The sequence below is a fragment of the Bacteroides sp. HF-162 genome, from assembly GCF_015679285.1.
Classification (GTDB): domain Bacteria; phylum Bacteroidota; class Bacteroidia; order Bacteroidales; family Bacteroidaceae; genus Bacteroides; species Bacteroides uniformis.
The window spans coordinates 2,304,693-2,317,165 of sequence record NZ_CP064937.1 but is presented as its reverse complement, the minus strand read 5'-3'; the positions used below and the strand labels follow the sequence as shown (position 1 = coordinate 2,317,165).

The following is a 12,473-nucleotide window of genomic DNA, read 5'->3' as shown; positions in this document are numbered from 1 at the left end:
TATGGAATTTATTATCATTCTACTTTTACTTATCCTGAACGGTATTTTTGCCATGTATGAAATCGCCTTAGTCTCCTCAAGTAAAGCACGCCTTGAAACTCTTGTCGGAAAAGGGAACAAAAGAGCCAAAGGAGTATTGAAACAACTGGAAGAACCCGAAAAGTTCCTCTCCACCATCCAAATCGGTATTACTCTTATCGGTATCGTATCCGGTGCCTATGGCGGTGCCACCATCGCTGATGACGTAGAACCGCTGTTCGCCATCATTCCGGGAGCAGCCGCCTATGCCAAGACTCTTGCCATGATTACCGTAGTAGCCATCATCACCTATCTGTCACTCATCATAGGTGAACTGGTACCCAAATCCATCGCCTTGAATAACCCAGAACGATGGGCCACCATGCTCAGCCCTTTCATGATTGTGCTGACCAAGATCTCCTATCCGTTTGTATGCCTGCTGAGCGCTTCCACCAAACTGATGAACAAACTCATCGGACTGAACAGCGGCGAGGAACGCCAAATGACACAAGACGAACTGAAGATGATCCTCCACCAAAGCTCGGAACAAGGCGTCATCGACAAAGACGAGACAGAAATGTTGCGTGACGTGTTCCGCTTCTCGGACAAAAGAGCGAATGACCTGATGACCTATCGCCGCGACATCGTTGTGCTCCACCCCACAGACACACCGGAAGAGGTGCTGCGTATCATCCATGAAGAACACTTCAGCAAATATCTTCTGGTGGAACGGGGGAAAGATGAGATTATCGGCGTGGTTTCCGTAAAGGACATCATCTTGATGATGGGCGGCGAACAACCCTTCAACTTACGCAATATTGCCCGCCCTGCCCTATTTATTCCGGAAAGTTTGTATGCAAAGAAAGTTTTAGAGCTGTTTAAGAAGAACAAAAACAAGTTCGGAGTTGTTGTAGACGAGTATGGAAATACAGAAGGGATTATCACCCTGCACGATTTGACGGAAAGTATCTTCGGAGACATCCTCGAAGAGAATGAAACGGAAGAAGAGGAAATCGTTGTCCGTCAAGACGGTTCCATGCTGGTGGAGGCTTCCATGAATCTGGATGACTTTATGGAGGCAATGGACATTATGAACTATGATGACCTAAAAGAAGAAGACTTCACCACCTTGAGCGGTCTTGCCATGTTCTTGATAGGACGGGTGCCGAAAGCCGGAGACTTGTTCAGCTACAAAAACCTGGACTTCGAAGTAGTGGATATGGACCGCGGACGAGTGGACAAACTGCTTGTCATCAAGAAAGAAGAAGATGAATAACGAACGCTATTGCGTCTTTATAATTAATTTAAACCATTAAAGCAATGAAAAAAGTAATGATGATTGCAGCCTTTGCCGCTGCATTGGTATCCTGCCAATCAAAAGGAACCCAGAACAATGATGCTGTTGCCGTGGACGAAGGGGTAATGGCTGTTGCCGGCAATGACTCGTCTGCCGTAGCCGTATACGAGGGAATTCTTCCTGCTGCCGACGGTCCGGGCATCCAGTATGTATTGAGCGTGGACAGCGTAGGTCCTGATGGAGAAAGCGGTTATACGTTGGTAACAACTTATTTGGATGCCGAAGGCCCCGGAAAGAACAAAAGCTTTACTTCCAAAGGAAAGAAAGAAGTTATCCAGAAAGACGTCAATAACAAGAAGAAAACAGCCATTAAACTGACTCCAGACGACGGCGACACTCCGGTGTACTTCGTAGTAGTGAACGACACTACCTTGCGCCTTGTCAACGACAGCCTGCAGGAAGCTGTGAGTGACTTGAATTATGACATCATCCAGGTGAAATAGTCCATCCATACTTATAAGAAAGAACGGTACAGCCGGAATTACTGAATTCAGTGGTTCCGGCTGCTGTTTTTTCAATGAGGGGGCATTTCAAACAAGAGAACAGAAGGCTATATCAAAAAGTTAGTGCTATCTTTGTCGCTTCATCAAAGTATATATAAACATGAAACATTCTTCCGAGAAACCTTTAGCACCTGCCAACTACTCACGCTGTTTCAACAACCAATGCCCGAAAGCCGACAACTGCCTGCATCGCTTAGCCGCCCTTCGCGATACCCCCGAGTACCCGTCCATCCGCATCATCAATCCACTGTGTATTCCAGAGGATAGCAGCCAATGCGCCTATTTCCAATCGACACAAAAGATACATGTTGCATGGGGAATCAGCCACTTGCTCGATGAAGTTCCCTACAAGAATCTCCAACCTCTGAAAAGCCAGTTGATAGCCCATTTCGGCCGCGGAAAATACTACCGCTTCTACCGGGAAGAATCTTACCTTTCCCCCGAAGACCAGAACTATATCCGCAGAACTTTCCACCAATACAACATTCCGGGAGAACCGGCTTTCGACTCTTACAGCGAGGAATACAAATGGTAGAAAGGTAATCTTCAGCCCCCTTTTCATGTCATTTTATCACTGAAAATATAGATAACACTTTAGTTCACAACGGTGAACACTTTGTTACAACAGTAAGAAACAAAGTGTTCACATACTATGAAACAAACTGTTCGCACTCAATAAAACAAACTGTTTTCTTTAACGGAACAAACTGTTTCCTACTAATGAAACAAACTGTTCTCCATATTGAAACAAACCGTTCTCCTTAGGGAAACAGGCGGATTCCCTTTTGAAGCCCTACAAGGGGAATAATTATCGCCTGCGAAAATATAGGAGGAAATACAGCGACATAGTGCGATACCTATTCTCTGCAAAACGGGTGAACGTGTTCGGAAGGATATTGCAGCAACACGGGATGAGGTAAAGGAAAGAGAGGGGGAGATGGTATATTGTGTGGTAAAAGTGGAGAGGTAGAAAAGACGGAAAGGATTACAGTTGAAATAAATTCTTTTTCTTAACTTTGTGAAATAGAAACATCGAATATGACGATGAAGAAAATAAAAATATGAAAACAGCACTATCTATAAATCAACCGTTCAAGGATTGGGTAAACCACCTAAAACAAGACATTCGTAGTGCACAGATTAAAGCGGCTGTACGCGTGAACAGCGAACTGCTTCACCTTTACTGGCAACTGGGGGCAGAAATTATAGAACGGCAGAAAGAAATGACTTGGGGAAGCGGATTTCTCGAAGAGTTGAGTCGTGAGCTGATGGCAGAATTTCCTGATATGAAAGGGTTCTCATATAGAAACATACGCAGTATAAAGCAGTGGTATCTATTTTATAATGAGCCATATACAATTTGGCAACAAGTTGTTTCCAAATTAGGTGAAGAGAAATTTTTCTCCATCCCTTGGGGGCATCATCTCTATATCATCTCCCAATGCAAGGAAGTGGATAAGGCTCTATTCTATCTGAATGAAACTGTAGAAAACGGCTGGAGTCGTGCCGTTTTGCTCAACTTTCTTGATACCAATCTCTATGAGCGGCAAGGCAAAGCGGTAAACAATTTCAGTCGTCTGCTACCAAAACCGCAAAGTGACCTAGCTCTACAGACACTCAAAGACCCCTATAACTTCGATTTCCTGACCATTACCAAAGATTTTCAAGAATTAGAGTTAGAAAAGGTTTTGACACAAAATATCACTCGTTTTCTGCTTGAAATGTTATGTAAAGGTTTGCATAAAAGTTCTTATGCCAACAAATTTATTATGCAAAGTGACTTAAACTAAATCACAGCTACAAAAGTAATTATAAAAAGATTTATCTCCATCACTTTGCATAATATTTTCATCAGAAAGACTTTAAAAAATCCATTAACTTTTCATTTCCTTGCCACATAGGTTTAGTATCCACCTCCTGAACAACTTTAATATAAGCTTTTTCTATAGCCTCCCGTTTCACTTTTGAGTCCGCTCTTGCATAAATTTCTGTAGTTTGCACATTCACGTGCCCCAAAATATCTCTAATATAAACTAAGTTAACCCCAGCTTGTAACAGATGCATTGCCTTACTATGCCTAAGACTATGACAGCTTATTTTCCCCTTCATTAACGTGGGATGAAGTAGCTTTGCCTTTTTGATGTATCTATCCAGTATATTCGCCACCCCTGCTCTTGTCAGCTTTTCGCCCCAACAGTTTGTAAATAGCGGATGTTGTAGACATTCTGATCTCAACAATCCATTCTCTTTCATATATATTTTCAGTATATCCAACTGTTCTTCAAGCATTGGTACAACTCTATTTTTATTCCCTTTTCCCGTGATTATTACAGTATATGGTTCATCTAATCGAACACATTGCGGAGTTAGGCTTATTACTTCTGACACTCTACACGCTGTATCATACATAAGTGACAATAACGCCAGATCCCTACGACCTTTAGGTTTGGTCGTATCTGGTTGTTGCAGAAGAATCTTCATCTCTTCTACCGTTAGATAGTTCATAATAGGCTTGACACTCTTTTTATATTTATAGCCATTATTTCTTGATATTCGTATAGATGGTCTGAACTCTGATATTGGAGGTACTTAAAAAATGATTGTATGGCAGCAAGGCGAAGATTACGTGTTGATGTACAGCAACTTCTTTTTGTTTCCAACCAATCAAGGAAGGACAAGATATTCTCTTTTGTTATACTTTCCATTGTCAGTTTTTCAGCTTTTACACCTTTACTTTCCATGTATACCAGATATAAGGTAAATGTGTCCCTGTATGAATGGATCGTATTAGTACTTGCTCCTCTTTCATGGGGCAAATACCGGAGAAGGAAGTCTGTTAGATATTTTGAAAAATTTGTAGGTTTCATAAATGTCACATTTTAGGGAAAATATCAAAACCAATGATATCTATTTTTCTAATTAATTCGGGATACATCTCTGACGTAAGCCGAACATAGTTATTCGTCGCCCGCAAAGATTGATGTCCAAGGTAAGTTGATAGGATCGGCAAAGAACAATATAAATCCATACCTTCTTCAGCCATTTTAGCAAGAGAGTGAACGGCAAATGTATGTCTCAAGTCATGCAGACGTATGCGGTCTTTGGGAATGTTTGCTTGAATGAGTATTTTGCAAAATCGACGATATATGCTATCCCTGTCACAAGCCCTTCCTTTAAGTGTGATAAAAAAGGGAGTAGTATCTGATATCTTTACGGGTAATCTGTTTCTATGTACAACATAATCTTTAAGAACCTCTGCTAAAGAAGTGGAAAATGGGACAATCCTGTCTTTGCCGTTTTTTGTATCTCGTAAAATGAAGTATTCTTCCTCAAGATTAATATCTTCATTGAGCAGAGACAAGGCTTCACCTATGCGTATTCCTGTTCCGTATAACATGCGAAGCAGTGAAGGCATTATAAAAAAAGAGGATCTCATATCATTATTTCCACTTTGCATATTATCACATGTCGTAAAAATTCGTTCTATCTCTTTTGATGAAAAGATATGAGGGATAAAGGTATTTCTCAATGACGGGGTTCTTGGTATATATGAGCGGATTCCTTTTTTGTTAAGAAACGAAGAGAAAGCACCTAAAATATAGCACCTACGATAATGGTAACTATTGGATTCATTGTCACGTTCCTTGCACCATGCATCTGACAACTCCTTGGTAATACCTATTGCAGTCTCATTTCTTTCAATAGTAAATCTATCAAATAAAGTCAGGACAAACTCTCCCCCAATATACTTAAATCCCATACTGCGCTTCAAGCTCACAAACTCTCTTATCAATGAGGCGTAAATGCCTTTAAAATTTCTATTCATAAAAATAGCCTCCTTTCTGGGTATAAAAGTTTTCACATACAGGTGATACATCAAGGGAGCATTTTTTCAGTGATTGGATATCTATTCTTAGATAATAACTTGTTGATTCCGTGTTCTCATGCCCTAAAACTTCGCTTATAACAGGGAGCTTTACCTGCTCTTCTAAAAGAAGTGTCGCTAAGGAATGTCGAAGGGCATGTGCGCCATGATGCTTGTTCTTTATATTTACGTTGGCTTTAAGAAAATATTTCTTGGCTATCTGGGATATGACCGGTTGGTTTATGTGAGTATAGGGAGAACGTGCCAAGAGAAATATATATGATGACTGGGACTTTGGACGTCCATACCGTAGATATTCAATAATAGCATTGCCTATTTCCGGTAGAAGTGGCAGTTCTAATTCCTTATTTGTTTTATGCTGGATTAAACGTATGGCATTATCCTCCCACAATATATTTTCAAACTTTAAATTTGCTATATCAGAAGCCCTCAAACCAAGCATTGTGGCTAATAGAATAATTGAGTAATTACGTTTTCCTGTAGTCGTACTTCTATCCACAGAAGACACTATCTTTTTTATTTCTTCAGAAGTGTAAGCTGACGGTAGCTTAGGCTGTTTCTTATAATTATCTTTTGGAATAAATGCCGCTAAATCCATATCTATAATTTTGTGTTCATATAGATATCGGAAAAAGTTACGTAGAATATGGATGGATATACTTGCTACAGATTTATATTTAGTACCAATGGTATTAAGATATTTAATGATGTGGGTAATCTCAACTTGTTCTATGGAGGCTACTTTTGCAGATGTTAGAAAATCAAGGAAACGATGGAATATTTGTTTGTGATTGTAGATAGTGTGTCCGGACAAGCGTTCTTGACTTCGAGATAATATATATTGCATCATCAAACTGCCAATCTCTCCTTTCAATTCTACCGGAACTTTTCTTGGAATAACTTGGCCTGTAATGAGGTAATTTTTCAGGAGTAAGATAGCGGATAAAAATTTCTTGTCACCAGATTTTAATGAAGTTAAATCTTTAGAACCATAAAGAGAAGATAAAAAATCATCGCAGACTTTAGGGGTGAGGGAATGCAAATCATTGTTCTCCATGAACTGCCTTAATTGATTCCATTTCCATGCATAGCCTTCCAATGTACTATCTGTACGAGAAAAATCCTCTTTTAAGATTTTCAGCATAGAGGATGTGACTGCTTCAAAAGTTGTTGAGTGATCATTCATACGTCATTAATTTAAGTTGTGGCAATATCACCGCACTTAAATTAATGAAATTCTTATGTAAAGAAATAAATGATTATATTTTTATAATTACTTTTGTAGCTGCGATTTAGTTTAAGTCACTTTGCATAATAAATTTGTTGGCATAAGAATTGGGTAAAGGATTTGCATTCGTAGGGCGTCAAATGCCTTTGGAAGTAGGCGATGAAACAATCTATCCCGACTTGCTTTTTTACCACTTGGAACTGCGTTGTTATTGCGTAATCGAGCTAAAAGTGCAGAAGTTCAAACCTGAATTTATAGGTCAACTCGGTACTTATATCAGTGCCGTAAACCATCTAAAATGTAAACCTGGCGATACCCCCACCATCGGCTTGCTTATCTGCAAGACAAAAAACCAAGTAATGGCGCAATATGCACTGGAATCAACAAATCAGCCTATCGGCATATCAGAGTATGAGCTGTCTAAGCTGATTCCCGAAGATATTAAAAGTCAACTGCCTTCGATTGAGGAAATAGAGGAACAAGTAAAGAGAATTCAAGGAAAAAAGGAGGAAGAGAGATGAAGGCTTGTATCAATATAGTGAACTTATTCGGAGAAAAGACAGTTAAACAATAAAACCGGAAACATATATGGCCGATAATTATCTTGAAAATCAGTACGAGCAATACCGGGCACGCAAAGCAGCTTGGGAGAAAGCGAAAAAATCCGGTAAGGCACAAACGCTACATAAGCCGACACTTCCCCTCAAAAAAGGTGGAAAGAAAGTGTTCGTTACCGGAGGTGCAGGGGGTATTGGCAAAGCCATTGTAGAAGCTTTCTGCAAGCTTAATTACCAAGTAGCCTTTTGTGACAAGAATGAACTGAAAGGGCAGCAAACCGCCCAAGCCACCGGAGCACAATTCTATCCCGTCGACCTAAACAGCAAAGAAGCATTGGAACTGTGCCTGCAAAATATTTTCAAGGAATGGGGGGATATTGACATCATTATAAACAATGCCGGCATCAGTGAATTCTCTCCCATCACAGAAACGAGTGTGGAGACTTTCGATAAAATATTGTCTGTGAATTTACGTCCGGTGTTCATTACTTCACATGCGTTGGCAGTACACCGCAAAAGTCAAAACAACACGAATACCTACGGAAGAATCATTAATCTCTGTTCTACGCGCTATCTGATGAGTGAACCGGGCAGTGAAGGATATGCAGCTTCCAAAGGAGGCATCTATTCGTTGACGCATGCGTTGGCTTTATCGCTTGCAGAGTGGCACATCACGGTCAACTCCATCTCTCCGGGCTGGATTCAGACACACGATTATGAACAATTACGGGCAGAAGACCATTCGCAACATCCCTCCGGACGGGTTGGTAAACCGGAAGATATTGCCCGTATGTGCGTATTCCTATGTCAAGACGAAAACGACTTCATCAATGGCGAAAACATAACCATTGACGGAGGCATGACCAAAAAGATGATTTACTGGGAATAGCCCTTTTATAAAACAATCTGCCCAACATAATAATTATAGGATATGAACATGAAAAAGTCTTTTATAGGAATCCTGGCAGCAACCATCATCCTCAGCGGATGCGGCACAAGCCAGATGGCTGCAGGCGACCCTAACGCAGTGCTCGCAGGAGCTGCCATCGGAAGTAATGTAGGCGGTGCCATCGGCGGGCTGATAGGTGACAGTAACGGAGGCTGGCGAGGAGGATACCGGGGTTCTGCCATCGGCACCATCATAGGAACCATTGCGGGAGCTGCCATTGCCAATGCAGCCACAGCCCCCAAAAAGCAGGAGGAGTACAGCTACCGGATAGAAAGGACACAGCCCTATCCCCCGCAATCCGGAAGACAGCCGCAAGCATCGGCCATCGACCACTTGAGGATACGGAATATACGTTTCATTGACGACAGCCGCAACCACGTCATCAATTCGGGCGAAAACTGTAAAGTGATTTTTGAAATCATGAACGAAGGAAACAAAACAGCCTACAACGTAGTGCCGGTGGTGGCGGAAACCACGGGCATGAAGCGTATTTACATATCGCCGTCGGTCATGATAGAGCAAATAACTCCGCGCAACGGTGTGAAATACACCGCCAACATCAGTGCCGGAGAACGGATAAAGACGGGTAACGTCACCATACGCATAGCCATAGCCGACGAGTACGGAGACGAATATGACTGGCAGGAGTTTTCGTTGCCCACACAACGGTAGAACAATGTCTTAACAGTAGTTTTTAAAAAGAAATGGAACAACAGCAATCTTCTTTCAAAGAAAAAGAACGCATAGAATTACGGGAACCCCGACGCTTTAAAGTCACCATCTACAATGATGACTTCACCACCATGGAGTTTGTGGTAAAAGTACTCACCACCGTCTTTTACAAATCATCGGTAGAAGCGGAAACACTGATGCTGCAGGTGCACAAGAGCAACTCCGCGGTAGTGGGCATCTACTCATACGACATCGCCCACTCCAAAGTACAGAAAGCCACCCGCATGGCACGCAATGAAGGTTTCCCCCTCCGGCTCACCGTCACCCCGGAGGAAGAAGAATAAGAAGAAAGAAACAATATGGATATAAAAAATACGATATTCGTAAACCAAGCGTTCGCTTCCGCACAAAGAAAGGCCGAGTCTTACCGGCACGAGTTCATCATGCCCGAACATCTGCTGAGCGCCATTATAGAGCAGGAACCCTTTATCCACACCCTGCAAGATACCTTCTACAATTATGTGGAGCTCAGCATCTCGCTGGAAAACTATCTGACGGAAGAAGTGGACACTGTCCCCGACAATGTGGAATACGAGTTGGGACTTTCCGTCCAGCTCAGCTCACTCCTGCAACATGCCTATACGGTGACAGAGTATTCCAGCGCCGAAGAGCTGGATGTTCCTCATCTGATACAAGGCTTGCTGCAACTGGAAGATTCCTGGGCATGCCATTTCCTAAAGGAAGCAGTCGGCGGCGACCTGCCCGAATTCCTCAGTCTGCTCATTACCCACTACGAAGAAGCGGAGCTGGCAGAAGAAGCAGGCGGTACGCCATCTCCCGATGAACAAGAGAAAACAGAACCGTGGCGTAACTACGTGACCTGCCTCAACGACCATCTGGCAGACCACAACCCGCTTATCGGCAGGGAGATGGAGTTGGAGCGAACCATACAAGTGCTCTGCCGCAAAGAAAAGAACAACCCGTTGCATGTAGGCGAACCCGGTGTAGGCAAAACAGCCCTTGCCTATGGGCTTGCCGCCCGTATCGAAGCGGGCAACGTCCCCGAACGGCTTGCCGGCTTCCGCATCTATGAGCTGGACTTGGGCAGTCTACTGGCAGGCACACAATATCGCGGCGATTTCGAGAAGCGGCTGAAAAGTATCATGGAAGGCATCGGTCGTGAGGGAAACGCCATCGTCTACATCGACGAGATACACAACCTGATAGGCGCCGGACGCACGGGCGAAGGCTCTATGGATGCCTCCAACATGCTGAAACCCTATCTGGAAACCGGGGCAATACGTTTCATCGGTTCTACCACCTACGACGAGTACAACCGCTACTTCGCACGCAGCAAGGGACTAGTACGCCGCTTCCAGCAGATAGACATACTGGAACCGAGCATTGAAGAAGCCATACATATCGTAGAAGGCCTGAAAGAGAAATACGAAACCTACCACGGCGTCACCTACGAGCCCGACGTCATCCCCTACGCCGTAAAGGCAAGCGCCCGCTACATCAGCGACCGTTTCCTGCCCGACAAAGCCATCGACCTGGTGGACGAAGCAGGAGCTTACCGGGAAATACACCCCGCAGACTCCGGAGAACAGACCGTGGACAAGGCACTGATAACCGACATACTGGCACGTACCTGCAAAGTCAATGCCCTCGCCATGAAAGAGGAGGACACCGTCGCCTTGGAAAGCCTGCACGAACGCATCAGCTCCCGCATCTACGGGCAGGAAGAAGCCGTCCGTCAGGTGGTGGAAGCTGTGCAAATGTCCAAAGCCGGACTGCTGGACGAAAACAAACCGCTGGCAAGCCTGCTCTTTGTAGGCCCCACCGGAGTAGGAAAGACCGAAGTTGCCAAAGTGCTCGCCGCCGAGCTGGGTATTGCCCTGCAACGTTTTGACATGAGCGAATATACCGAAAAGCATACCGTAGCCAAACTGATTGGCTCGCCTGCCGGCTACGTGGGTTACGAGGACGGCGGCCTGCTGACCGACGCCATACGCAAGACTCCAAACTGCGTACTATTGCTCGATGAAATAGAAAAAGCGCATCCCGACGTATTCAACATCCTGCTGCAAGTAATGGACTATGCCGTACTGACCGACAACAAAGGGCGGAAAGCCGACTGCCGACACGTGGTCCTCATCATGACCTCCAATGCCGGAGCACAATATGCCCGCCAAGCGTCCATCGGCTTCAACAGTCAGGTCACCGCCGGAGAAGCCATGCTGAAACAAGTCAAGAAAACCTTTAAGCCCGAATTCATCAACCGCCTCTCTGCCACGGTGGTCTTCCATGACATGGACCGCCCGATGGCATCACTTATCCTCGACAAGAAACTCGGAGAACTAGGCAGCAAGCTGTCTTCCCGCCAGGTGGAAATGGTATTGAGCCAGGAAGCACACGAATGGCTGCTCCAACGGGGTTTTATTCCCGAATACGGCGCCCGGGAGATGGACCGCGTGATAGCCGCCCACTTGAAACCCTTGCTGATGCGCGAAATTCTGTTCGGTACATTGAAGGCAGGAGGAAAAGTCCGCGTGCAAGTGGAAAACGGAGCATTGAAACTACAACCCGCAACCGAATAACGATATGGTCTTTCAACTGACGGATAAACTTGCTTTCCCCGACCCTCACTACGGCGACCCCGACGGGTTGCTCGCTGTGGGCGGTGACCTATCCATTGACCGCCTCATCCTGGCGTACTCCAACGGCATCTTCCCCTGGTACGCATTTCGGGAAGAACTGATACAATGGTGGTGCCCGATGGACCGTTTCGTCATCTTTCCGGACGAAATCCATATCTCCCACTCCATGCGTACGCTCATCAACAAAGGAAAGTACGAAATCACCTTCAACGAAGCTTTCGAAGACGTCATACAAACCTGCGGAGAATTGCGGATGGAACAGGAAGGAGCCTGGCTCGGAAAGAAGATGATGGAAGCCTACACGCACCTTCACGAGCAAGGTCTCGCTGCCAGCGTAGAAGTATGGGAAGGAGAACAACTGGTCGGCGGACTGTACGGGGTGACCTTAGGACGTTGTTTCTTTGGAGAGAGCATGTTCTCACTCGTCCCCAGCGCCTCGAAGCTGGCCCTCATCCATCTTGCCCAATTCTTCAGGGAACATGGAGGCGTCATGATAGATTGCCAGTTCGAAACTTCTCACCTCAAGACAATGGGAGGCAGGCACATCAGTTACGACGAATATATGACATACATCGAACAAGACTACCGCTTCTAAAAATAATAACGAAAGAAAGATTTGCAGTACAAACGGCCGTTATAAGAG

Annotated in this window: 11 protein-coding genes and 2 pseudogenes; 10 read left to right on the top strand and 3 right to left on the bottom strand. The window is 44.4% G+C overall.

Going from position 1 to position 12,473, the window contains the following annotated elements; translation table 11 throughout:
• The first annotated feature begins 1 nt into the window (after position 1).
• From ITJ87_RS09340 to ITJ87_RS09325, 4 genes are all read left to right on the top strand, one after another.
• Positions 2-1,294, top strand: coding sequence for a hemolysin family protein (locus ITJ87_RS09340; RefSeq protein WP_117966817.1), 1,293 nt, complete (start codon positions 2-4; stop codon positions 1,292-1,294).
• Positions 1,295-1,338: 44 nt separating this feature from the next.
• On the top strand, positions 1,339-1,818 hold the full coding sequence (locus ITJ87_RS09335) for a copper resistance protein NlpE N-terminal domain-containing protein (protein ID WP_117600695.1): 480 nt from the start codon (positions 1,339-1,341) through the stop codon (positions 1,816-1,818).
• Positions 1,819-1,978: 160 nt separating this feature from the next.
• Positions 1,979-2,413 carry a DUF6078 family protein gene (locus tag ITJ87_RS09330; RefSeq protein ID WP_008663796.1) on the top strand — a complete coding sequence of 145 codons (435 nt, stop codon included), beginning with the start codon at positions 1,979-1,981 and terminating at the stop codon, positions 2,411-2,413.
• Positions 2,414-2,939: 526 nt separating this feature from the next.
• A complete protein-coding gene (locus ITJ87_RS09325; protein WP_230391772.1) occupies positions 2,940-3,668 on the top strand; it encodes a PDDEXK nuclease domain-containing protein in 729 nt (242 codons plus the stop codon).
• A gap of 61 nt (positions 3,669-3,729) precedes the next feature.
• On the opposite strand, the pseudogene ITJ87_RS09320 reads toward ITJ87_RS09325, so the two are convergent.
• From ITJ87_RS09320 to ITJ87_RS09310, 3 genes and pseudogenes are all read right to left on the bottom strand, one after another.
• Positions 3,730-4,745, bottom strand: a pseudogene (locus ITJ87_RS09320) (tyrosine-type recombinase/integrase).
• A gap of 5 nt (positions 4,746-4,750) precedes the next feature.
• On the bottom strand, positions 4,751-5,704 hold the full coding sequence (locus ITJ87_RS09315) for a tyrosine-type recombinase/integrase (protein ID WP_229091420.1): 954 nt from the start codon (positions 5,702-5,704) through the stop codon (positions 4,751-4,753).
• Positions 5,697-6,950: a site-specific integrase gene (locus ITJ87_RS09310; RefSeq protein WP_008024682.1), complete on the bottom strand. Its 1,254-nt coding sequence runs from the start codon at positions 6,948-6,950 to the stop codon at positions 5,697-5,699. The genes ITJ87_RS09315 and ITJ87_RS09310 overlap by 8 nt, the downstream gene beginning before the upstream one ends.
• Before the next feature lie 146 nt (positions 6,951-7,096).
• Between ITJ87_RS09310 and ITJ87_RS09305 the strand changes: the two are divergent.
• The 6 genes and pseudogenes from ITJ87_RS09305 to aat all read left to right on the top strand — a co-directional run.
• Positions 7,097-7,513 (top strand): annotated as a pseudogene (locus ITJ87_RS09305) (PDDEXK nuclease domain-containing protein); the annotation flags it as partial.
• A gap of 67 nt (positions 7,514-7,580) precedes the next feature.
• Positions 7,581-8,438 (top strand): SDR family NAD(P)-dependent oxidoreductase, encoded by an 858-nt coding sequence (locus ITJ87_RS09300; protein WP_057252729.1) that lies wholly within the window; start codon positions 7,581-7,583, stop codon positions 8,436-8,438.
• Between the two features lie 42 nt (positions 8,439-8,480).
• On the top strand, positions 8,481-9,170 hold the full coding sequence (locus ITJ87_RS09295) for a glycine zipper family protein (protein WP_117749306.1): 690 nt from the start codon (positions 8,481-8,483) through the stop codon (positions 9,168-9,170).
• Between the two features lie 32 nt (positions 9,171-9,202).
• Positions 9,203-9,514, top strand: coding sequence for an ATP-dependent Clp protease adaptor ClpS (locus ITJ87_RS09290; protein WP_008663802.1), 312 nt, complete (start codon positions 9,203-9,205; stop codon positions 9,512-9,514).
• Between the two features lie 15 nt (positions 9,515-9,529).
• Positions 9,530-11,770 carry an AAA family ATPase gene (locus ITJ87_RS09285; protein WP_117966823.1) on the top strand — a complete coding sequence of 747 codons (2,241 nt, stop codon included), beginning with the start codon at positions 9,530-9,532 and terminating at the stop codon, positions 11,768-11,770.
• Between the two features lie 4 nt (positions 11,771-11,774).
• Positions 11,775-12,425, top strand: coding sequence for a leucyl/phenylalanyl-tRNA--protein transferase (aat, locus tag ITJ87_RS09280; RefSeq protein ID WP_117966826.1), 651 nt, complete (start codon positions 11,775-11,777; stop codon positions 12,423-12,425).
• Positions 12,426-12,473 lie beyond the last annotated feature (48 nt).